This window comes from Sulfitobacter sp. 1A15106 (assembly GCF_043556995.1).
Lineage (GTDB): Bacteria > Pseudomonadota > Alphaproteobacteria > Rhodobacterales > Rhodobacteraceae > Sulfitobacter > Sulfitobacter faviae.
This window is the reverse complement of sequence record NZ_JBIFFM010000011.1, coordinates 44503-65430: the sequence shown is the minus strand read 5'-3', so window position 1 is coordinate 65430 and position 20928 is coordinate 44503. Positions and strand designations below refer to the sequence as shown.

Genomic DNA, 20928 nt, shown 5'->3' with positions numbered 1-20928 from the left:
GGCCCGATGAGCGACCCTGTCTATGACCTTCAAGATGTCACGCTGAGCCTCAAGGGCAATGCCGGCCCCGTCGATATTCTGCGCGGCATTTCGCTGCAGGTCCAGCAGGGCGAGAGCATCGCGCTGACCGGCGCCTCCGGGTCGGGGAAATCCTCGCTCCTGATGGTCATGGGCGGGCTGGAGCGCGCCACCGGCGGCAAGGTCACCGCCCTCGGCCATGACCTGAGCGCGCTGCGCGAAGACGGGTTGGCACAGTTCCGGCAGGGGCGCATGGGGATTGTTTTTCAGTCTTTCCACCTCATCCCCACCATGACCGCGCTTGAGAATGTCGCCACCCCGCTGGAGCTTTCCGGCGCCGATGACGCCTTTGACCGCGCCCGGGCCGAGCTTGAGGCCGTGGGGCTGGGCCACCGGATCAACCAGTACCCCGCGCAGATGTCGGGCGGCGAGCAACAGCGCGTGGCACTCGCGCGCGCCGCAGCACCCCGCCCCGCGATCCTCTTGGCGGATGAGCCGACGGGCAGTCTCGACAGCCGCAATGGGGCCGCGATCATGGACCTGTTGTTTGAACTGCGCGACCGCCATGGCGCGACGCTGGTGTTGGTCACCCACGCCGATGATCTGGCGCAGCGCTGCGACCGGGTGGTGGAACTCCGCGACGGGCGCCTCGCATGAGCCTGCGCCTTGCCGCCCGTTTCGCCCGTCGGGAAATGCGCGGCGGCCTGCGCGGCTTTCGCCTGCTGCTGGCCTGTCTTGCGCTTGGCGTGGCCGCGCTGGCCGCTGTCGGGACTGTCCGCGCGGCGATCGAAGCCGGGTTGGAGGCCGAGGGCGCGGCCCTTCTTGGCGGCGATGCCGAGCTGGATTTCACCTACCGTTTCGCCACCCCCGAAGAGCGCGACTGGATGGCCGAACGCGCCACGCGCGTCTCCGAGATTGTCGAGTTCCGTTCCATGGCCGTCACCGGCGCGGGCGAGACCTCAGAACGCGCGCTCACGCAGGTCAAGGCGGTCGATGACCTCTATCCGCTGATCGGCGAGATGGTCTTGGACCCTGCCCTGCCGTTGGAAGATGCCCTTTCGCCCGAGGCCACCGCCCTGCCCGGCGCGGTGATGGAACGGGCACTGGCGGATCGGCTGGCCCTCTCCCCCGGTGACACTTTCGCACTTGGCGAGGCGGAGTTCACCCTGACCGCGCTGATCAAACGCGAACCGGATTCCGCCGCCAGCGGCTTTTCCCTTGGGCCCCGCACACTGGTCAAACGCGCGGCGCTCGAAGGCTCAGGCCTGCTTGCCCCCGGCACGCTTTTCAATAGCAAATACCGTCTCGAATTGCCCCAGGGCACCGCCCTCGCCTCGCTCGAAGACGAGGCCAAAGCGCGTTTTGCCGATGCCGGGATGCGCTGGACCGACGCGCGCAACGGCGCGCCGGGCGTGGCGCGTTTCGTCGAACGGCTAAGCGCCTTTCTGGTGCTCGTCGGGCTCTCGGGCCTTGCCGTCGGCGGGGTCGGCGTGGCGGCAGCGGTGCGGGCCTATCTGCAACGCAAGACCGCCGTCATCGCCACCTTCCGCGCCATGGGGGCGTCGAGAGCGACGATCTTTCAGACCTATTTCATCCAAGTCGGCATTCTGGCCATGGTCGGGGTCGCCCTTGGCCTGCTGATCGGGGCGGGGCTGCCCTTGCTGCTCGCGCCGCTGATCGAGGCAAGCCTGCCCCTGCCCGCGCGTTTCACCATCTACCCCGCCCCACTGATTGAGGCCGCGCTCTACGGGCTGCTGACCGCTGCTCTCTTCACCCTCTGGCCGCTCGCGCGCAGCGCCGATGTCCGCGCCGCGACCCTGTTCCGCGACGATTGGCAACGGCAATCACCTTGGCCCGCCGCGCCCTACCTCTTCGCGATGGCGCTGCTGCTGGCCACTCTGCTTGCGCTGGCGGGTTGGTTCAACGGCTCGTGGTCGCTCACGCTTTGGACGTTGGGCGGATTGGCCGTGACGCTGGCCGTGCTTGCGCTGGCGGCGGCGCTCTTGCGTCTGCTGGCCCGTACGGCGGCCCGCCGGGCGCGGGGCCATCCGCGCCTACGGTGGGCGCTGGCGGCCATCGGCGGCCCCGGCGAAGGGGCGACGGCGGTGGTGCTGGCGCTTGGCCTTGGCCTCTCGGTGCTGGCCGCCGTGGGTCAGATCGACGGCAACCTGCGCCGGGCAATCTCGGGCAACCTGCCCGACGTGGCACCCTCCTACTTTTTCGTCGACATCCAGAAAGACCAGATGCCCGGCTATACCGCGCGGCTTGAGGGCGATCCGGCCGTGTCGCGCATTGAAAGCGCCCCGATGCTGCGCGGCGTGATCACCCAGATCAACGGACGCCCCGCGCGTGAGGTCGCGGGCGATCACTGGGTCGTGCGCGGCGACCGCGGGGTGACCTATGCCGCGCAGCCGGGCGAAGACACGCGGATCACTGCGGGGGAATGGTGGGCGCAGGATTACAGTGGCGATCCGCAGATCAGCTTTGCCGCCGAAGAGGCCGAAGAGATCGGGCTGGAGCTGGGCGACACGCTCAGCGTCAACATCCTTGGCCGCGACATCACCGGCACGATCACCAGCTTTCGCGAGGTCGATTTCTCGACCGCCGGGATCGGTTTCGTGCTGACGATGAACCCCGCCGCCCTTGCAGGCGCGCCGCATAGTTTCATCTCGACCGTCTATGCCGAACCCGAGGCCGAAGCGGCCATCCTGCGCGATCTGGCCAGCGAATACCCGAACATCACAGCCATCCGCGTGCGCGATGCGATCGACCGCGTCGCGGCCGTGCTGGCCGGGCTGGCCTCGGCCATTTCCTTTGGCGCTCTGGCCACACTGACGACGGGGTTCATGGTGCTGATCGGGGCCGCGGCAGCAGGCACCGGGGCCCGCAGCTATGAGGCGGCGCTGCTGAAAACCATGGGCGCCTCGCGCCGCGCCATCGCCACCAGCTTTGTGCTGCGGGCCGCGTTGCTGGGCCTCTTTGCCGGGGCGGTGGCGCTGCTGGCCGGGATCACCGGCGGCTGGGCCGTGAGCCATTTCGTCATGGAGACCGATTTCGCCGTGGTCTGGCCCAATGCGCTGCTGATCATCGCAGGCGGCGTCTTGGCCACGGTGCTGGCCGGTCTGGGCTTCGCGCTGAAGGCGCTGAACGCCCGGCCCGCGGATATGCTAAGGGCGCAGGAGTGATCCCGCGCCCTTAGGTGTTGTCTGGGTCTGAACCTTACTCCGCCGCTTCGGCGTAATCCTCCAGCGGCGGGCAGGTGCAGATCAGGTTCCGGTCGCCGTGCACGTTGTCGACACGGTTGACCGGCGGCCAATATTTGTCGACCCGGAAGGCGCCCGGCGGGAAACAGCCCTGCTCGCGGCTGTAGGGCCGGTCGCCCCATTCCACCACCAAATCCTCCACCGTGTGCGGCGCGTTCTTGAGCGGGTTGTTGGCGCGGTCCATGCGGCCTTCCTCAATCTCGCGGATCTCTTCGCGGATCGCCAGCATCGCATCGCAGAAACGGTCCAGCTCGGCCTTGGTCTCGGACTCGGTGGGCTCCACCATCAGCGTGCCCGCCACCGGCCAAGACATCGTGGGCGCGTGGAAGCCGCAGTCGACCAGACGCTTGGCGACATCCTCGTTGGTGATCCCCGCCGTCTCCTCATAGGGGCGCACGTCGATGATGCATTCATGCGCCACCCGGCCAGAGGGGCCTTTGTAGAGCACGTCGTAAGCGCCTTCGAGCCGCTTGGCGATGTAGTTGGCGTTGAGGATCGCGGCCCGGGTCGCCTGCGTCAAACCGTCCCCGCCCATCATCAGGCAGTAGGACCAGGAAATCGGCAGCAGCGAGGGCGAGCCGTAGGGTGCGGCCGAAACGGCGGCGCCTTCCTCGTTCGGGTGGCCCGGCAGATGCGCGATCAGGTGCGATTTCACGCCAATCGGGCCCATGCCGGGGCCGCCGCCGCCATGCGGGATGCAGAAGGTCTTGTGCAGGTTCAGGTGGCTCACGTCGCCGCCCAGATCGCCGGGGCGGGACAGGCCCACCATGGCGTTCATGTTGGCCCCGTCGATATAGACCTGCCCGCCGTGGTCATGGGTGATTTTGGTCACCTCATGCACGGTTTCCTCAAAGACGCCGTGAGTCGAGGGATAGGTGATCATGCAGCCGGCGAGGTTCTCGCTGTGCTGCTCGGCCTTGGCGCGGAAATCGTCGAGGTCGATGTCGCCGTTGGAAGCGGTCTTGATCACCACGACCTTCCAGCCGACCATCTGCGCGGAGGCCGGGTTGGTGCCGTGCGCGCTCATCGGGATGAGGCAGATGTTGCGGTGCCCCTCGCCCTTGGCGCGGTGATAGGCGGCGATGGTCAGAAGGCCCGCGTATTCGCCCTGCGCGCCGGAGTTCGGCTGCATGGAAATCGCATCATAGCCGGTGATCTCGCAGAGTTTGTCCGAGAGATCGTCGATCATTTCCTGATAGCCGAGCGCCTGATCGGCGGGCACGAAGGGGTGGATGAGCGAGAACTCGCGCCACGTCACCGGCATCATCTCGGCCGCGGAGTTCAGCTTCATCGTGCAGGAGCCCAAGGGGATCATCGCCCGGTCGAGCGCGAGGTCGCGGTCCGCGAGACGACGCATGTAGCGCATCATCTCGGTTTCGGCCCGGTTCATGTGGAAGATCGGGTGCGTGAGGTAATCGCTCGTGCGCAGCAGCCCCTCGGGCAGACGGTACTCGGGCGTGAAATCATCATCCGCCTGACGGATGCCGAAGGCGCGCCAGACCGCCTCGATCGTGTCAGGGCGGGTGCGCTCGTCGAGCGTAATGCCGACGCGGGTCTCGCCCACGCGGCGCAGGTTGATGCCCTCGTCCACGGCGGATTTCATCACCGCGGCCTGCAGCGGGCCGACCTCGACGGTGATCGTGTCGAAATAGGCATCCGGCTGCACCTCGAAGCCCGCGGCCTCCAGCCCCTTGGCCAGACGCACGGTCTTGCGGTGGATGCGCTGCGCGATGGCCTTGAGGCCTTCGGGCCCGTGGAACACGGCATACATCGAAGCCATGACGGCCAGCAGCGCCTGCGCGGTGCAGACGTTCGACGTGGCCTTTTCACGCCGAATATGCTGCTCGCGGGTCTGCAACGACAGGCGGTAGGCGCGGTTGCCATGGGCGTCGATGGAAACCCCGACGATGCGTCCTGGCATCGAACGCTTCATCGAATCGCGGCAGGCCATATAGGCGGCATGCGGACCACCATAGCCCTCGGGCACGCCGAACCGCTGGGTGCTGCCGACGGCGATGTCCGCGCCCATGGCGCCCGGTTCTTTCAGCAGGGTCAGCGAAAGCGGATCGGCGGTTACGATGCCCAAGGCCTTGACCTCGTGCAGCGCCGCCATGTGATCGGTGAAGTCGCGCACATGGCCGTAGGTGCCAGGGTACTGGAAGATCGCGCCGAAGACCTTCTCGGCCTCCATCTCCTCGGGTTCGCCGACGATGACCTCGATGCCCAGAGGCTCAGCGCGGGTCTTCATCACGGCGATGTTTTGCGGGTGGCAGTTCACGTCGATGAAGAAACCCTTGGCCTTCGATTTCGAACTGCGCTGCGCCATGGTCATCGCCTCGGCACAGGCCGTGGCCTCGTCGAGCAGCGAGGCATTGGCGATCTCCAGCCCGGTGAGGTCGCTCACCATGGTCTGGAAGTTCAGCAGCGCCTCCAGACGGCCCTGCGAAATCTCGGGCTGGTAGGGCGTATAGGCGGTGTACCACGCCGGGTTCTCGAGGATGTTGCGCTGGATCGCCGGGGGCGTGACGGTGCCGTGGTAGCCTTGGCCGATCAGGCTGGTCAGAACCTTGTTCTTGCCCGCCACGCGGCGCATGTGCTCAAGCACTTCGCGCTCGCTCATCGCCTTGCCGAAATCTAGCGGCTCTTTCGCCCGGATCGCTTTCGGCAACGTGTCGTCGATCAGCGCATCAAGGCTCTCGGCGCCCACGGTGTCGAGCATCTGAGACATCTCGGAAGGGGACGGGCCAATGTGACGCCGATTGGCGAAATCATAGGGCAGATAATCGGTGGGCTTGAAGCTCATGTCGGGTTCCTCGTCACGGCGCGGCAGGGCGCCCCCTGTTTGTGGTGCGCCGCCCATGGGGCGACGCAGGTGATCAGCATCGCCGGTCCCCCGGCGCGCGCGGCGGTTTAGCCGATGAATTTCTGATAGGCGGCTTCATCCATGAAGTCGTCCATCTGGCTGGCGTCAGAGACCTTCATCTTGAAGAACCACGCCTCGCCCTGCGGGTCGTCGTTGACCATGCTGGGGTTGTCGGTGAGCGCGCTGTTCACCTCGGTGATCTCGCCGTCGATGGGCGCGAGGATGTCCGACGCGGCCTTCACGGATTCGATCACCACCACCTCGTCGTCCTTGCTGACGGTGGTACCTTCGTCGGGCAGTTCGACAAAGACCACGTCGCCCAGCTGCTCGGCGGCGTGAGTGGTGATGCCCACGACCACTTCGTCACCCTCGACGCGCAGCCATTCATGTTCTTCGGTAAATTTCATCTCAAGGTTCCCTGTGGTTGATCAGCGTTTGAAGTTCGCCGCGACGAACGGCATTTTCGTGACGGTCAGTGGCAGGCGCTTGCCGCGCACCTCGCCCCAGAGCGCGGTGTCGACTTTCGCATGCTCGGCGGTGACATAGCCCATGGCGACGGGGCCGCCAACCGTCGGACCAAAGCCGCCGGAGGTCACGCGGCCGATCTCGTTGCCGCCCTCGGCGGCATCATAAATGGCGACCCCCTCGCGCATCGGGGCACGCCCCTCGGGCCGCAGGCCCACGCGTTTGCGCGGCGCGCCCTCGGCCAGTTGCTGCAGGACAACGCCCGCGCCCGGGAAACCGCCCGCGCGGTCGCCATCCTCGCGCCGCACCTTCTGGATCGCCCAGTTCAGCGCCGCTTCGACCGGCGTGGTGGTGGTGTCGATGTCGTGACCATAAAGGCAAAGCCCGCCTTCCAAGCGCAGGCTGTCGCGAGCCCCAAGGCCGATGGGCTCGACCTCCTCCATCGCCACAAGCTTTCGCGCCAGCGCCACCGCGTCACCATTGGCGACGGAAATCTCGTAGCCATCTTCCCCGGTGTAGCCCGAGCGCGACAGGGTGACGGTGATCCCATCAAGATCGACGTCCCGCGCCACATCCATGAATTTCAGATCCGCCACCGAGGGCTGCAACCGCGCCAGCGCAGCCTCGGCCTGCGGCCCCTGGAGCGCCAGCAGCGCGCGGTCCTCCAGCACCTCAATCTCGCAACTGTCCGACAGGGCCTCCCGCATCAAGGCGATGTCATCATCCTTGCACCCAGCATTCACCACGACGAACAGATGATCGCCCAGATTGGCCAACATCAGGTCATCCAGAATACCGCCATTGGGATCGGTAAACATGGCATAGCGCTGGCGCATCTCCCCAAGGCCCAGCACGTCGACGGGCACGAGCTGCTCCATCGCCAAGGCCGCATCCTCATAGCTGCCAGACTTGGCGCGAACGACGACCTGCCCCATGTGGCCCACATCGAACAACCCGGCGGCGGCACGGGTGTGCAGATGTTCCTTCATCACGCCAAGAGGGTATTGCACGGGCATGGAATAGCCCGCAAAGGGCACCATCTTGGCCCCCAGTTCCACATGCAAATCATGCAATGCCGTCTGCTTGAGATCGCTCATCCGGTTCGCCTTTCCTGTCGCTTCCGGATGACCTTTTGACCATGCCGGCACCTTGGCGCCGCAAATGCTGCGCCTGATGCCCCCTCTGTCCTTCCGCCTGAGATCGTTATCCCTTCGGCGTGCGCATCCGCGCCCCTCTCCAGAGTCTTGGTCACATCACGGTCCTGGGGCCTGAGAGTTTCCGGGGCGGTTGCTCCTTCGGCATCGGTGTTAACCGATTCTCCCGTGACGATTGGGCCTTTCGTATGCTGGGGCATACCTCTGCGTCAAGCATGCTTGTGAGCGGATGCGACACATGTTTTCTTACCGGCAACACGGCAGATGGAAAGCACCCCGCATGACCCCCTATTTCTTTGGCTACGGCAGCCTCGTGAACCGCAACACCCATAGCTACCCCGATGCCCGCACGGCGCAGCTCGACGGTTGGCGCCGCCAATGGGTTCGCACCGAAGGCCGCGATATCGTCTATCTTTCCGTGGTGCAGCACCCCGCTACCCGCATCGACGGGCTGATCGCCGCCGTGCCGGGCGCGGATTGGGCCGCGCTGGACAAGCGCGAATACAGCTACGAACGCCACGCCTCAGGCGGCGCGGTGGTGCATGACCTGACCCCCGCCCCCGACATCGCCCATTACGCGATCCCCGCCGACATCGCAGTGACCCACGGCGATCACGTCATCCTGCTCAGCTATCTCGATGTGGTGGTCCAAGGCTTCCTGCGCGAATTCGGCACCGAGGGCGCGGCACGCTTTTTCGACACGACCGACGGCTGGGACACGCCCATCCTCGACGACCGCGCAGCCCCCCTCTACCCGCGCCACCAAACACTGACGGAAGCCGAAACCGCCGTGGTCGACCAGCACATGGATCGCCTGTCAGTGCAGATCAAAGAACGCGCCGAAACTACCTTCGCCGCAAGGAACTTCTAAGGGCGAAAACACGCCCCCCAAACCTCCTTCATCCTTTCTCAAATACCCTCGGGGGTCCGGGGGCAGCGCCCCCGGGAAGTCGCCCCAAGCGCTCCCGCCCGCCAATCAGCCGTGCGCCTTCACCACCTGCAACAGCGGCATCACCTGCGCCATCTCCGGCCCATGCTCCTGCCCCGTCAGCGCCAGACGCAAAGGCCGGAACAGCCCGCGCCCCTTGCGGCCCGTGGCTTCCTTGACCGCTGCGGTCCAGCTGGACCAAGTGGTCTCATCGAAAGGCATTTCGGGCAGCAGCAGCATGGCCTGCGCCACGAATTCGCGGTCTTCCTCGGCAATCACGGGCTCCGCCCCGTCGCGGAACATGGCCCACCAGGGGCCGAGGTCCTTCAAGGTCGAGATATTCTCGCGCGTCACGGCCCAGAATTGCGCGGCCTTATCCTCAGGCACGCCAAGGGCGGTGATGTCGTCTTTCACGGCCTCCAGCGGCAATTGCTGCAAGTAGCGCCCAGTCAGCGGGAAGAGGTCGGCCACGTCGAATTTCGTCGGGGCCGAGCCGAAGCGGTTGATGTCGAAGCCGTCGATCAGCTCTGCCATATCCGTGCGCAGTTCCACCGGATCGGAGGACCCGAGCCGCGCCATCAGGCTCAGAAGCGCGAAGGGCTGGACCCCCTGCTCACGCAGATCGCGCAGCGCCAATGTGCCCAAACGCTTGCTCAACGCCTCGCCCTGCGGGCCGGTCAGCAGCGAGTGATGCGCGAAGGAGGGGACATTACCCTGCCCAAGCGCCTCCATGATCTGGATTTGCGTGGCGGTGTTGGTCACATGGTCCGAGCCGCGCACCACATGGGTCACGCCCATCTCAGTGTCGTCCACAACGCTCGCCAATGTATAAAGGATCTGCCCGTCGCCACGGATGAGCACCGGGTCACTGACCGAGGCCGCGTCGATGGAGATATCGCCAAGGATGCCGTCGTCCCATTCGATCCGCGCGTGATCCAGCTTGAAGCGCCAGACACCGTCGCCACGTTCGGCACGCAAAGCGGCCTTCTCTTCGTCGGAGAGGTTCAGCGCCGCGCGGTCATAGACCGGCGGTTTGCCCATGTTGAGCTGTTTCTTGCGCTTGAGGTCCAGCTCCGTCGGCGTCTCGAACGCCTCGTAGAAACGGCCCTTTGCGCGCAGGTCTTCGGCGGCGGCGTGATAGCGGTCCAGCCGCTCGGACTGGCGCTCGACCCGGTCCCACTGCAGACCCAGCCATTCGAGGTCTTGCTTGATGCCGTCGACATATTCTTCCTTGCTGCGCTCGGGATCGGTGTCATCGATGCGCAGGATAAAAGTGCCGCCCGCCTTGCGCGCGATGAGGTAGTTCATCAGCGCGGTGCGCAGGTTGCCCACATGGATATAGCCAGTGGGGGAAGGGGCGAAACGGGTGATTGTGGGGTTGGACATCTGGCGTACTCCTGTTGCGCGCGGGCTTGCCACAGGGCGCGGGCGTTGTCCAGCAAAGGCGGGGGTCAGCCCCCGTCTGCTGCGGTGCCGGTCTGAGCGGGCGTAGCCTCTGACGTATCCGCGTCGGTGCTGTCTTCGGGCGCGGGTGTTTCGGTGGCCGCTTCCCCACCGTCAGCCTCTTCCGAAGCCGCCTCCGCCGCCTCCGAGGTTTCGGCCCCGGCGGCCTCATCACTCAGCGCGCCGTTCTCCCATTCGCCCGAGGCTTCCTCGCCGCTGGCATAGCGCATGGTGCCGCTACCCTGCCGCTTGCCCGCTTTGAAGGTGCCCTCATAGACATCGCCATTGGCATAGGTCGCAACACCCTGCCCTTCGATCTCACCCTCGGTCCACTCGCCCTCATAGACGAAACCGCTGGCCATGGTGATCTTGCCCTGACCGTGGCGCTGGCCGTTCCTAAAGGCCCCCTCGTAAACGGTGCCATCGGGATAGGTCGCTTTGCCCTGCCCATGGCGCTGGCCGTCTTGCCAGCCGCCCTCATAACGGTAGCCGTCGGCATAGGTCATCACGCCTTGGCCGTGGTTGCGGGCGTCCTTGAACGCGCCCTCATAGACCACGCCGTTGGTATAGGTGGCGATGCCCTCGCCCTCGATCACCCCGGCGACCCATTCGCCTTCATAGGTGGAGCCATCGGGATAGGTGATCTTACCCGTGCCATCGGCCAGATCATTGCGGAAGGTGCCGACATAGACCGACCCGTCGGGGTAGGTCACCTGCCCCTCGCCTTCGATCTGCCCCGCCACCCAAGAACCGGTATAGACATAGCCATCGGTGCCGGTGAAGGTGCCCTGCCCATCGCGGCGGTCATCCTTGAAGTCGCCCTCATAGGTGTCACCGTTTTCATAGGTGACCTTGCCCTTGCCCTCACGCCGCCCCGCGACCAGCGTGCCTTCGTAGACATCGCCATTGGGTTGGGTCAGCGTGCCGGTGCCGTCGATCTGGCCGTCTTTCCACTTGCCCACATAGACCAGCCCGTCCGGCATGGTCAGCGTGCCTTCGCCGCTGCGTTTGCCGGCTTCGATCTCACCTTCATAGACCGCCCCATCGGGGTAGGTGATCGTGCCGACGCCCTGTTTGACGCCATCGACCCAATCGCCCTTGTATTCATAGCCACCGGGGCTTTGCATCACGCCCTTGCCGTGGTGTTTGGCGTTGCGGAACTCGCCCTCATAGCGCACGCCATTGGCGTAGATTGCCACGCCCTGCCCCATGATCGCGCCCGCTTCCCATTCGCCCTCATAGGTGCCGCCATCGGCAAAGGTGATCTTGCCCAAACCGTCAGGCTTGCCCTTGGCGAAATTGCCCTCATAGACCGATCCGTTGGGGAAACGTGCGACGCCCTCGCCCTTGATCTCCCCCTCGACCCATTCGCCGGAATATTCATAGCCATTGGGCAGCTTATAGGTGCCGGTGCCATGCTGAAGACCGCCTTGAAAGGTGCCCTCATAGATGCCGCCGTCGTCATATTCCTTGGTCAGCACCTGCCCGTCCTGCGCCGCAAGCGGCGTGGCCAGAAGGGCGATCAGACAGAGGGGCAGGCTGCGGTGCAACATGGGCGGAAATTCCCGATCTCGTTAAGTGGCATTTGGCCCGAGGTTACGGGTGATAGAGGGCAGAGGCAACGTGTTTACAAGAGGGGCACGCCGGTTTGGGCGGATCCCGCGCACCCGGTGCTGCGGGTCAGCTCTGCGCCCGGGGGTTTCGCCCCCGGTCCGATCTGCTAGACCCACCCGATGCCAGCCAGCCCGGAGCCTTGCCATGTCAGACCGTTTCCGCCTCACCCTCGGGCAGTTGAACCCCACCGCCGGTGATCTGACCGGCAACGCGGCATTGGCCCGCGACGCATGGCAGGCCGGGCGCGATGCAGGCGCGCAGATGGTCGCCCTGCCCGAACTCTTCCTGACCGGGCATGACGCGCAAGGGCTGTCGCAAAGCCCCGCCTTTCAGCGCGATGTCTTGGCGCAACTTGAAGCGCTGGCCGCGCATTGCGCCGATGGCCCCGCCTTGGCACTTGGCGCGCCGTGGGTCGCGGCGGGCAAGCTCCACAACGCATACCTCATCCTGCAAGGCGGAAAGATCGCGCACAGGGTGCTGCAACACGCGCCCCGCCCGCGCGCGGCCTTCGATCCCGCGCCGATCAGCGGCCCCTATGCGGTGGCGGGGCTGCGCATCGGCTCTCCCATCGGCGCGGATGGTGAGACGGGCGACGTGGCCGAAACGCAGGCCGAGACGGGGGCCGAACTGCTGCTGATCCCCCATGCCGCGCCCCATTTGCGCGGCGCGATGGAGCGGCGCCTCAACCACATGGTCGCGCGGGTGATCGAGACGGAACTGCCGGTGATCCACCTCAACATGACCGGCGGCGAGGGTGAGACGGTTTTCGATGGCGCCACATTCGCGCTGAACCCCGGCGGCAAGCTGGCATTGCAGATGCCCGCCTTCGACACAGCGTTTGCCCATGTCGATCTAGAGCGCGGGCCAAAGGGCTGGCGGATCGTGGAAAGCGCCTTCGCGCCGCAGCCGGAGGTGCTGGAACGGGACTACCGCGCCTTGGTCCTGGGGCTGCGGAACTATGTTGCGAAAACCGGCGCTTCCAAAGTGCTGATCGAACAGGCCGAGGGGAACGATACCGCGCTCGCGGCGGCGATTGCGCGGGATGCCTTGGGGGCCGAGAATGTCCGCCAGATTGACGTGCCGCTGTCGGACAATCTGCACGCCGCGCTGCGGGATGAACTGGCTGCACTCGGGGCAGAAGTCAGCGCCGAGACGCTCACCCCTCCCCTGCGCGGCCTGATGCTGCGCGCCATGGCCGACGACGCGGGGGAGATGCTGCTCACCGCACAGAACAAATCCGCCGCCGCCATGGGGACTGTGGCTGTGTCAGGGGATTTCAACCCGGTCAAAGACCTTTACCAAACCGAGGTGCAAGCGCTATGCGACTGGCGCAGCAAAACGGTGCGGGCATGGATGCAGGGACCGGCGCCCAGCCCGACCCCCGACACGGAAGAGGCCCGCGCAGAGGACGCCATCCTGCACATCCTGCTGGAAGACGGCGGCAACGTTGATGACTGCGTGGCAGCGGGCCATGCGCCGCAGAGCGCGCAGAGGCTTGCAGGGCGGATCGCGGCGACGAAGGCGCGCAACGGGCCAGCCGTTCCCGGCCCGCGTTTGAAAGCAGCGACGGCCTAGACCGTCTCGCCCGCGTCCAACCGCTGCAACCATTTATCCGCATCGCGCAGAACCGCCTCGCGCCGGTCGGCGTCCATACGATCCCAAGTGGCATAGATGTTCTTCATCCGCATATTGCCCTGAAATCGCTCGCGGTGGCGGTCGAGGAAATGCCAGTAGAGCAGATTGAAGGGGCAGGCCTTCGGCCCCGCCTTGGTGCTGACGCTATAGCTGCACCCTTTGCAGTAATCCGACATGCGGTTGATATAGGCCCCGGATGAGACATAGGGCTTTGAGGCGATCACCCCGCCATCGGCGAATTGGCTCATGCCCACCGTGTTGGGCGCTTCGACCCATTCATAGGCGTCGGCGTAGACCTCCAAATACCACTCATGCACCTGATGCGGGTCGACCCCGGCCAGCAGGGCGAAATTGCCTGTCACCATCAGCCGTTGGATATGGTGGGCATAGGCGTGTTTCTGGGTCTGGCCAATCGCCTGCCGCAGGCAATTCATTTGCGTATCGGCCCCCCAGTAGAAGCCGGGCAAATCCCGGTCGTGGCGCAGCACGTTGCGCTCCACATAGTCCGGCCCTTCGAGGAAATAGATGCCGCGCACATATTCCCGCCAACCGAGAATCTGGCGGATGAACCCTTCGGCGGCGTTGATCGGCACGTCTCCCGCCTGCCACGCTTCCTCGGCGGCGCGGCAGACCTCCAACGGGTCCAGCAGCCCGAGGTTGAGATAGGGTGAGATCAGCGCATGAAAGAGATAGGGCTGCCCCTCTAGCATCGCGTCCTGATAGTCGCCAAAACGCGGCAGGGCGTGAGCAATAAAATGCACCAGCACCTGCAAGGCTTCCGCGCGCGTCGTGGCAAAGTCAAAGGGGTGCAGATCGCCGAAGTTATCGCCATAGCGCGCCGCCACCAGCCCCAGCACCGCCTCTACCTCGGCATCGGGGGCGAAGGTCAGCGGATCAGGAATATCCAACCCTTCTTTCGGTGGCTTGCGGTTGTCGTGGTCGAAATTCCACTTTCCGCCTGCGGGGTCATCGCCCTCCATCAACAACCCCGTCTCGCGGCGCATCTCGCGATAGAAATACTCCATCCTGAGCGCCTTGCGCCCCTCGGCCCAATCCTCAAACCGTTTGCGGCTGGCGATGAAACGGTCGTCCGGCAAAAGCCGGGTGGGGATCGGCGCGTGGGTTAGCTTGTTGATCAGACGCCACTCCCCCGGCTCGGTCACGATCACCTCACCCGCGCCCGCCTCTTCCGCACGGCGGAGCAATTCGCCCACGATTGAGCCCGCATTCTCGGGATCGTCCAAGGGGGTGTAGCGCAGCGTCCAGCCGTCTTTCTCCAACGCACCCGCGAACTTGCGCATCGCGGCAAAGACCAGCGCGATCTTCTTAGGGTGGTGGCGGACATATTCCGCCTCCTGCGCCACTTCGGCCATGACCACCACATCGCGCGCCTTATCCGCCGCGCGCAGGGACGACAGGTTCAGCGAGAGTTGATCGCCCAAGACCAAGATCAAACGGCTCACCACGGCACCGCCTTTCCGGCCCAGTCAAAGAACCCGCCGCTCTCCTCCGGGGTCAGCCCGTCGATCACCCGCAGCAGATTGCCCGCCGCCTCATCCGGTGGGACTGCGGGATGCCGGCCAAGGTATTTCTCGGTAAAGGGCGTCTCGACCGTGCCGGGGTGCAGCGCGACGCAGATGCTCTGCGGATGGGAGCGCGTCAGCTCGATCGCGGCGGTATGCACGATCTGGTTCACCGCCGCCTTGGCGCTGCGATAGCTGATCCACCCGCCCAGACGGTTGTCCCCGATGGAGCCGACCCGCGCCGAGAGCACGGCGAAAACCGCCCGCCTGTCGCGGGGCAAAAGCCGGGCCGCGTGGCGCAGCACCAGCGCCGGACCAACGGCGTTCAACGCGAATTGATCCAGCATCGCTTTTTGCGTAACGGCGCGCAGCGATTTCTCTGGCGCGGCCCCGTCGATCTCCAAAGCGCCGGTGGCGACGATCACCGCGTCGAAAGGGCCGCTCAGCCGCTCAAGCGCCGCATTGACCGATGCCTCATCCGTCAGGTCCAGCCCGTCGGCTGCGCGGGACAGTGGCGTCACTGCATCCCCGCGCGCGTGCAGAGCCGCACTTAGCGCCGCGCCGATCCCGCCGCTGACGCCGATCACCAACACGCTCGCGCTCATGACGCCGCCCATGGTATCGCTTGTCGCTGCATCCTGATCTCCCTTGCTTATAGGCAGATAGGCGGCGCTGACGCAGGGGCAAACAAAAGCCGCAACACCCCCTTTTCATTTGAAAAGACGGGCGTATAACTACTCCCATGACACAGGCAGTCCATATCCCGACCCTGCCGCGCAACTGCGCGGGCCTGCTGCGCGCCAACTTGCTGCACCTAATCCGCCTCTGAGCGTGCCCTTCGGCGCGCCCGCTCAGAGGGATGTGTTGCGCGCCAAGGATACCAGCAAAGAAAGAACCCAGGATGACAGATATGACGAAACAGGACCGTGTGCTGATCTTTGACACCACCTTGCGGGATGGCGAACAATCCCCCGGGGCGACGATGACCCATGCCGAGAAGCTTGAGATCGCCTCGCTCTTGGACGAGATGGGCGTCGACATCATCGAGGCCGGCTTTCCCATCGCCTCAGAGGGCGACTTCAAAGCGGTGTCCGAGATCGCGCGGCAGAGCCAGAATTCCGTGATCTGCGGCCTTGCCCGGGCGCAACTGGGCGATATCGACCGTTGCTGGGAAGCGGTGAAACACGCAGCCCAGCCGCGCATTCACACGTTCATCGGCACCTCGCCCCTGCACCGCGCCATTCCGAACCTCACCAAGGACGAGATGGCCGACCGCATCCATGAGACGGTGAGCCATGCCCGCAATCTCTGCGACAACGTGCAGTGGTCGCCGATGGATGCCACGCGGACCGAGCTTGATTATCTCTACCGGGTTGTGGAGATCGCCATCAAGGCGGGCGCCACCACCATCAACATCCCCGACACCGTGGGCTACACCGCTCCGCGCGAGAGTGCCGATCTGATCGCGAAGCTTCTGGAGAACGTGCCCGGCGCGGATGAGATCGTCTTTGCCACCCATTGCCACAACGACCTTGGCATGGCGACGGCCAACAGCCTCGCTGCCGTCGAGGCTGGCGCGCGGCAGATCGAATGCACCATCAATGGCTTGGGCGAACGCGCGGGCAATACCGCGCTGGAAGAGGTCGTCATGGCGCTCAAGGTGCGCAATGACATCATGCCCTATGAGACCCGCATCGACAGCCGCAAGATCATGAACATCTCGCGCCGTGTCGCCGCCGTCTCAGGCTTTGCCGTGCAATTCAACAAGGCCATTGTCGGCAAGAACGCCTTCGCGCACGAAAGCGGCATCCACCAAGACGGCATGCTGAAGAACGCCGAGACCTTCGAGATCATGCGCCCCGAGGACGTGGGTCTGACCGAGACCAACATCGTCATGGGCAAGCATTCGGGCCGCGCCGCGCTGCGGTCCAAGCTGGAAGACCTCGGGTTTGAACTGGGCGACAACCAGCTCAAGGATGTCTTCGTGCGGTTCAAGGAATTGGCCGACCGCAAGAAGGAAATCTACGAAGACGACCTCATCGCGCTGATGCGGACCGCGACGGACCCCGAGGAAGACCGCATTCGCCTGAAATCGCTCAAGGTCGTTTGCGGCACCGATGGCCCACAGACCGCCGATATGGTGCTTGAGATCGACGGCGCGGAGCAGACCACCAACCAGACCGGCGACGGCCCCGTCGATGCGGCGTTCAACTGCATCAAGGCGCTGGTGCCACATTCCGCGCGGTTGCAGCTTTATCAGGTGCATGCGGTGACCGAGGGCACCGACGCGCAGGCGACGGTTTCCGTGCGGATGGAGGAAGAGGGCCGCATCGTGACCGGCCAGTCGGCGGATACCGATACCGTGGTGGCGAGCGTCCGGGCCTATATCCACGCGCTCAACCGCCTGCTGGTGCGGCGCGAGAAGGGCGGCACGGACAAGCGCGAGATTAATTATAAAGATGTGAGTTGAATTATAGGGCGGGGGTGACCCCGCCTTTTTACGTATACAGTATGGAAGTAGGGCATCGCCTACCCGCGGGGTGGCGAACCGAACCTTAGTTCATACCACTTTCTTGATCTGCCATGGCGCACCCTCAAAATGGCATACCCAGCCTCACTAAATCGCCCCCCCGTCCGGGCGGTCAGGCGATGGCCCGGCGCCTGCGGCTTGATCCCGGGCCCGGTGGCAACTTCAATACGGATTCTTCGCCCCGCGATCGTCACTCAGCGACGCCTGCCCCCGCTCTACGATCTTCACCACCGCATCCGCAAGATGCTGGCGCTGGATATGATCATCCCCCGCCGCCACGCGCAGCTTGTGGGCCTCCAGCATCACCTCGGCATGGCTCGACCCGCGCGGTGGGATGAACGTGTAGCAAGCCAGTTCGATCAACAGCCCCAGCGGATCCTTGAAATAGATCGAATGCATGAAGCCGCGGTCCTTCACGCCGGAATGCCCGATGCCCCGCGCATCCAACCGCGCGGGCACCTGATCGAACATCGCGCGGTCCACCTTGAAAGCCAGATGATGCACGCAGCCCGGGTCCATCGGCGTGCGGTTGTGCACCCGCTTGCGGTTCTCATTGGTGAAGATCGTGATCAGCCGACCATCGCCGGGATCGAAATACAAATGCCCCTCGTCCGGATCATCCAGATTGGGCTGGTCAAAGATGAAAGGCATCCCCAACACCCCCTCCCAAAAGTCGATCGAGCTTTGCCGGTCCGCCCCGGTGAGGGTGATGTGATGCACCCCAAGTGTCTGTATCTTCTGCATGGTATCGCCGTCCTCTGCCTGTGCTGCGCCCTAAATATTCCGCTCTATGATAGCGCGGCGGCAATATCGCGCCACCTTTGCGGTCTTGCCCCTTTCACCCTGACCCCGTGCGCCCTATAAGAGCCAATAGCCCGCGCGTGGACCCATGCAGGCGGGCCTGTCCGAATAGTTGCAAGGCTCCGCTACTCTATGTCCATCCTCGATCAATTCCGCGGCCTGTTCTCCTCTGATATGGCGATCGACCTCGGCACCGCGAACACGCTGGTTTACGTCAAGGGCAAGGGCATCGTGCTGAGCGAACCTTCGGTTGTGGCCTATCACGTCAAGGACGGCGTCAAGAAAGTGCTCGCCGTGGGTGAGGATGCGAAACTCATGCTGGGCCGCACCCCGGGCAGCATCGAGGCGATCCGCCCGATGCGCGAAGGGGTCATCGCGGATTTCGACACCGCCGAAGAGATGATCAAGCACTTCATTCGCAAGGTGCACAAGCGCTCGACCTTCTCGAAGCCCAAGATCATCGTCTGCGTCCCCCATGGCGCCACCCCGGTTGAGAAACGCGCGATCCGCCAGTCGGTGCTCTCGGCAGGCGCGCGCCGCGCCGGGCTAATCGCCGAGCCCATCGCCGCGGCCATCGGCGCGGGCATGCCGATCACCGACCCAACCGGCAACATGGTCGTCGACATCGGCGGCGGTACCACCGAAGTGGCTGTGCTGTCGCTGGGCGACATCGTTTATGCCCGCTCGGTCCGCGTCGGCGGTGACCGGATGGACGAGGGCATCATTAGCTACCTGCGCCGCCAGCAGAACTTGTTGATCGGGGAGACCACGGCCGAACGGGTTAAGACCTCCATCGGCACGGCGCGGATGCCCGACGACGGGCGCGGCACCTCGATGCAGATCCGCGGCCGCGACCTGTTGAACGGCGTGCCGAAAGAGATCGAAGTGACCCAAGCCCAGATCGCCGAGGCGCTGGCCGAGCCAGTGCAGCAGATCTGCGAGGCGGTGATGACCGCGCTGGAGACCACCCCGCCCGACCTGGCCGCCGACATCGTTGACCGCGGCGTGATGCTCACGGGCGGCGGCGCGCTTTTGGGCGACCTCGATCTGGCGCTGCGCGAGCAGACGGGCCTCGCGATCTCGGTCGCGGATGAGCCGCTGAACTGTGTGGCCCTCGGCACCGGCAAAGCGCTGGAATACGAGAAACAGCTGCGCCACGCGATCGACTACGACAGTTAACACTGGCAAGTTAGCCAGACCCGGCACGCGGCGAAGACGCCCCGCCTGACCGGGTGGGAGTTTCGGCACAGATGGCCAAGGACCGTTCCAGTTCCAGCGATTTCACCGGCCCGCTGCGGCGGCTGCTGCTGGTCGTGTTGGTGTTGGCGCTGACCGGCATATTCCTGCTTTGGCGCATCGACAGCCCCCGCGTTGAACGCTTTCGCGCGCAGGTGACGGATCGTTTCGTGCCCAACCTCGACTGGGCCATGGCCCCGGTCACCGGCACCATCAACCTGCTGCGCGACTTCAAAAGCTACCAGCGCCTGAGCGAACAGAACCGCGAGCTGCGCTCGGAACTGCGGCAGATGCAGGCGTGGAAAGAGGCGGCGCTTCAGCTTGAGCAAGAGAACGCCCGGCTTCTGGACCTCAACAACGTGCGGCTCGACCCGCGGCTAACCTTCATCACCGGCACGGTGCTGGCCGACAGCGGCTCGCCCTATCGCCAATCGGTGCTGCTGAACGTCGGCGCGCGCGACGGGCTGGTCGAGGGCTGGGCCACGATGGACGGCATCGGCCTTGTGGGCCGCATCGCCGGTGTGGGCAAAAACACCGCGCGTGTGATCCTGCTGACCGATGCCTCAAGCCGCATTCCCGCGACGATCCAGCCCTCTGGCCAGCGGGCCATCGTGGCGGGCGACAACAGCGCGGCTCCACCGCTCGACTTCATCGAGAACCGCGAGCTGGTCCGCCCCGGTGACCGGGTGATCAGCTCGGGCGATGGCGGCGTGTTCCCGGCGGGCATCCTGATCGGTCAGGTCGCCGCCGATCCGGGCGGGCGGCTGCGCGTGCGGCTGGCGGCGGATTACGAGCGGTTGGAATTCCTGCGCGTGCTGCGCCATCACGGCAATGAAACCGTGCCGGACACCGCCCATGTCATCACCTCCGACGGCCCCTTGGCCGATCCGGCAGCGCCGGTCGGGGTGCAGCCATGACCGATCTGTCGCGCAGCCGCCTTTGGGTCATGCGCCTGAGCTTTGTCGCGCTGGCGCTGGTGATCCTGTTCTTCCACCTCCTCCCGCTTGAGACGACCCCGCGGGCTTGGGCCGGGCCGGACCTGCTGCTGGGCTTTGCCTGCGCTTGGGGGCTTAGACGGCCCGAATACGTGCCCTCGCTTTTTCTGGCGCTGGTCTTTCTGCTGGCGGACCTGTTGCTGCAACGCCCACCCGGCCTTTGGGCGGTACTGGCCCTGATCGGGGTCGAGAACCTTAAATCGCGCGGGCGGCATCTGCGAGATGCGAGCTTTGCCGCCGAATGGCTGACCGTGGCGGTGATCTTGACCATGGTGATCTTTGCCAACCGGATTCTGCTAAGCCTTGCGCTGGTGCCGACGCCTTCGCTGACGCTGAACCTCACGGAATTGGCACTGACGACGCTCGCTTATCCGCTGATCGTGGCGGTGACCCATGGTATCATGGGCGTGCGCAAGACCGCGCCGGGCGATCTGGATGCGCTTGGCAAACGGGTGTGATC

At 65.1% G+C, this 20928-nt stretch carries 16 protein-coding genes and 1 riboswitch; of the genes, 8 read left to right on the top strand and 8 right to left on the bottom strand.

From position 1 onward, the window contains the following. Window positions 1–6 precede the first annotated feature (6 nt). Together ACGYKA_RS16385 and ACGYKA_RS16380 are read left to right on the top strand one after the other, a co-directional pair. Window positions 7–675 carry an ABC transporter ATP-binding protein gene (locus ACGYKA_RS16385; protein WP_271688966.1) on the top strand — a complete coding sequence of 223 codons (669 nt, stop codon included), beginning with the start codon at window positions 7–9 and terminating at the stop codon, window positions 673–675. Beyond that, complete coding sequence (locus ACGYKA_RS16380; protein ID WP_394413753.1) at window positions 672–3203, top strand: ABC transporter permease; 2532 nt, start codon at window positions 672–674, stop codon at window positions 3201–3203. Before ACGYKA_RS16385 ends, ACGYKA_RS16380 begins: the two co-directional genes overlap by 4 nt. A 34-nt stretch (window positions 3204–3237) precedes the next feature. Here the strand turns inward: ACGYKA_RS16380 and gcvP are convergent, their stop codons facing one another. The 3 genes from gcvP to gcvT all read right to left on the bottom strand — a co-directional run bounded on the left by gcvP (window position 3238) and on the right by gcvT (window position 7706). Further along, window positions 3238–6084 carry an aminomethyl-transferring glycine dehydrogenase gene (gene gcvP, locus ACGYKA_RS16375; protein ID WP_394413755.1) on the bottom strand — a complete coding sequence of 949 codons (2847 nt, stop codon included), beginning with the start codon at window positions 6082–6084 and terminating at the stop codon, window positions 3238–3240. Between the two features lie 107 nt (window positions 6085–6191). Next, on the bottom strand, window positions 6192–6551 hold the full coding sequence (gcvH, locus tag ACGYKA_RS16370; RefSeq protein ID WP_394413758.1) for a glycine cleavage system protein GcvH: 360 nt from the start codon (window positions 6549–6551) through the stop codon (window positions 6192–6194). 21 nt (window positions 6552–6572) lie between these two features. Continuing rightward, complete coding sequence (gene gcvT / locus ACGYKA_RS16365) at window positions 6573–7706, bottom strand: glycine cleavage system aminomethyltransferase GcvT (RefSeq protein WP_394413761.1); 1134 nt, start codon at window positions 7704–7706, stop codon at window positions 6573–6575. A gap of 149 nt (window positions 7707–7855) precedes the next feature. Next, window positions 7856–7942, bottom strand: a riboswitch (glycine riboswitch). 101 nt (window positions 7943–8043) lie between these two features. On the opposite strand from gcvT, the gene ACGYKA_RS16360 reads away from it, so the two are divergent. After that, window positions 8044–8634, top strand: coding sequence for a gamma-glutamylcyclotransferase family protein (locus ACGYKA_RS16360; protein ID WP_271688960.1), 591 nt, complete (start codon window positions 8044–8046; stop codon window positions 8632–8634). Window positions 8635–8739: 105 nt separating this feature from the next. Here ACGYKA_RS16360 and gltX read toward each other — a convergent pair whose 3' ends face one another. Beyond that, the gene (gene gltX, locus ACGYKA_RS16355; protein ID WP_394413764.1) at window positions 8740–10077 is read right to left on the bottom strand and encodes a glutamate--tRNA ligase; all 1338 of its coding nucleotides are present in this window, start codon (window positions 10075–10077) and stop codon (window positions 8740–8742) included. 65 nt (window positions 10078–10142) lie between these two features. Next, a complete protein-coding gene (locus ACGYKA_RS16350; protein ID WP_394413767.1) occupies window positions 10143–11687 on the bottom strand; it encodes an MORN repeat-containing protein in 1545 nt (514 codons plus the stop codon). Between the two features lie 205 nt (window positions 11688–11892). Here ACGYKA_RS16350 and ACGYKA_RS16345 point away from each other — a divergent pair, with 205 nt between their 5' ends. After that, window positions 11893–13323, top strand: a complete 1431-nt coding sequence (locus tag ACGYKA_RS16345; RefSeq protein ID WP_394413770.1) for a nitrilase-related carbon-nitrogen hydrolase — start codon at window positions 11893–11895, stop codon at window positions 13321–13323. Here ACGYKA_RS16345 and ACGYKA_RS16340 read toward each other — a convergent pair. Both ACGYKA_RS16340 and ACGYKA_RS16335 read right to left on the bottom strand, forming a co-directional pair. Continuing rightward, window positions 13320–14849 carry a cryptochrome/photolyase family protein gene (locus ACGYKA_RS16340; RefSeq protein ID WP_394413773.1) on the bottom strand — a complete coding sequence of 510 codons (1530 nt, stop codon included), beginning with the start codon at window positions 14847–14849 and terminating at the stop codon, window positions 13320–13322. The two genes, ACGYKA_RS16345 and ACGYKA_RS16340, sit on opposite strands and share 4 nt — an antisense overlap. Next, on the bottom strand, window positions 14843–15511 hold the full coding sequence (locus ACGYKA_RS16335) for an SDR family NAD(P)-dependent oxidoreductase (protein ID WP_394413776.1): 669 nt from the start codon (window positions 15509–15511) through the stop codon (window positions 14843–14845). The genes ACGYKA_RS16340 and ACGYKA_RS16335 overlap by 7 nt, the downstream gene beginning before the upstream one ends. A 296-nt stretch (window positions 15512–15807) precedes the next feature. On the opposite strand from ACGYKA_RS16335, the gene ACGYKA_RS16330 reads away from it, so the two are divergent. After that, window positions 15808–17376, top strand: a complete 1569-nt coding sequence (locus tag ACGYKA_RS16330; protein WP_394413779.1) for a 2-isopropylmalate synthase — start codon at window positions 15808–15810, stop codon at window positions 17374–17376. Between the two features lie 222 nt (window positions 17377–17598). Here the strand turns inward: ACGYKA_RS16330 and ACGYKA_RS16325 are convergent, their stop codons facing one another. Continuing rightward, on the bottom strand, window positions 17599–18180 hold the full coding sequence (locus tag ACGYKA_RS16325; RefSeq protein WP_394413782.1) for a VOC family protein: 582 nt from the start codon (window positions 18178–18180) through the stop codon (window positions 17599–17601). A gap of 189 nt (window positions 18181–18369) precedes the next feature. On the opposite strand from ACGYKA_RS16325, the gene ACGYKA_RS16320 reads away from it, so the two are divergent. The 3 genes from ACGYKA_RS16320 (at window position 18370) to ACGYKA_RS16310 (ending at window position 20926) form a co-directional block, all read left to right on the top strand. Continuing rightward, the gene (locus ACGYKA_RS16320; RefSeq protein WP_040700660.1) at window positions 18370–19416 is read left to right on the top strand and encodes a rod shape-determining protein; all 1047 of its coding nucleotides are present in this window, start codon (window positions 18370–18372) and stop codon (window positions 19414–19416) included. Window positions 19417–19487: 71 nt separating this feature from the next. After that, window positions 19488–20390 carry a rod shape-determining protein MreC gene (gene mreC, locus ACGYKA_RS16315; protein WP_394413785.1) on the top strand — a complete coding sequence of 301 codons (903 nt, stop codon included), beginning with the start codon at window positions 19488–19490 and terminating at the stop codon, window positions 20388–20390. After that, a complete protein-coding gene (locus ACGYKA_RS16310) occupies window positions 20387–20926 on the top strand; it encodes a rod shape-determining protein MreD (RefSeq protein WP_067265291.1) in 540 nt (179 codons plus the stop codon). The genes mreC and ACGYKA_RS16310 overlap by 4 nt, the downstream gene beginning before the upstream one ends. Window positions 20927–20928 lie beyond the last annotated feature (2 nt).

What these genes read in the sequence shown, in the direction of transcription:
- ACGYKA_RS16385 (WP_271688966.1), top strand. Translation starts at nt 7, where the DNA reads ATGAGCGACCCTGTCTATGACCTTCAAGATGTCACGCTGAGCCTCAAG.
- gcvH (WP_394413758.1), bottom strand. Translation starts at nt 6,551, where the DNA reads ATGAAATTTACCGAAGAACATGAATGGCTGCGCGTCGAGGGTGACGAA.
- ACGYKA_RS16330 (WP_394413779.1), top strand. Translation starts at nt 15,808, where the DNA reads ATGACAGATATGACGAAACAGGACCGTGTGCTGATCTTTGACACCACC.
- ACGYKA_RS16325 (WP_394413782.1), bottom strand. Translation starts at nt 18,180, where the DNA reads ATGCAGAAGATACAGACACTTGGGGTGCATCACATCACCCTCACCGGG.
- mreC (WP_394413785.1), top strand. Translation starts at nt 19,488, where the DNA reads ATGGCCAAGGACCGTTCCAGTTCCAGCGATTTCACCGGCCCGCTGCGG.
- ACGYKA_RS16335 (WP_394413776.1), bottom strand. Translation starts at nt 15,511, where the DNA reads ATGAGCGCGAGCGTGTTGGTGATCGGCGTCAGCGGCGGGATCGGCGCG.
- ACGYKA_RS16360 (WP_271688960.1), top strand. Translation starts at nt 8,044, where the DNA reads ATGACCCCCTATTTCTTTGGCTACGGCAGCCTCGTGAACCGCAACACC.
- gltX (WP_394413764.1), bottom strand. Translation starts at nt 10,077, where the DNA reads ATGTCCAACCCCACAATCACCCGTTTCGCCCCTTCCCCCACTGGCTAT.
- gcvT (WP_394413761.1), bottom strand. Translation starts at nt 7,706, where the DNA reads ATGAGCGATCTCAAGCAGACGGCATTGCATGATTTGCATGTGGAACTG.
- ACGYKA_RS16345 (WP_394413770.1), top strand. Translation starts at nt 11,893, where the DNA reads ATGTCAGACCGTTTCCGCCTCACCCTCGGGCAGTTGAACCCCACCGCC.
- ACGYKA_RS16320 (WP_040700660.1), top strand. Translation starts at nt 18,370, where the DNA reads ATGTCCATCCTCGATCAATTCCGCGGCCTGTTCTCCTCTGATATGGCG.
- gcvP (WP_394413755.1), bottom strand. Translation starts at nt 6,084, where the DNA reads ATGAGCTTCAAGCCCACCGATTATCTGCCCTATGATTTCGCCAATCGG.
- ACGYKA_RS16310 (WP_067265291.1), top strand. Translation starts at nt 20,387, where the DNA reads ATGACCGATCTGTCGCGCAGCCGCCTTTGGGTCATGCGCCTGAGCTTT.
- ACGYKA_RS16350 (WP_394413767.1), bottom strand. Translation starts at nt 11,687, where the DNA reads ATGTTGCACCGCAGCCTGCCCCTCTGTCTGATCGCCCTTCTGGCCACG.
- ACGYKA_RS16380 (WP_394413753.1), top strand. Translation starts at nt 672, where the DNA reads ATGAGCCTGCGCCTTGCCGCCCGTTTCGCCCGTCGGGAAATGCGCGGC.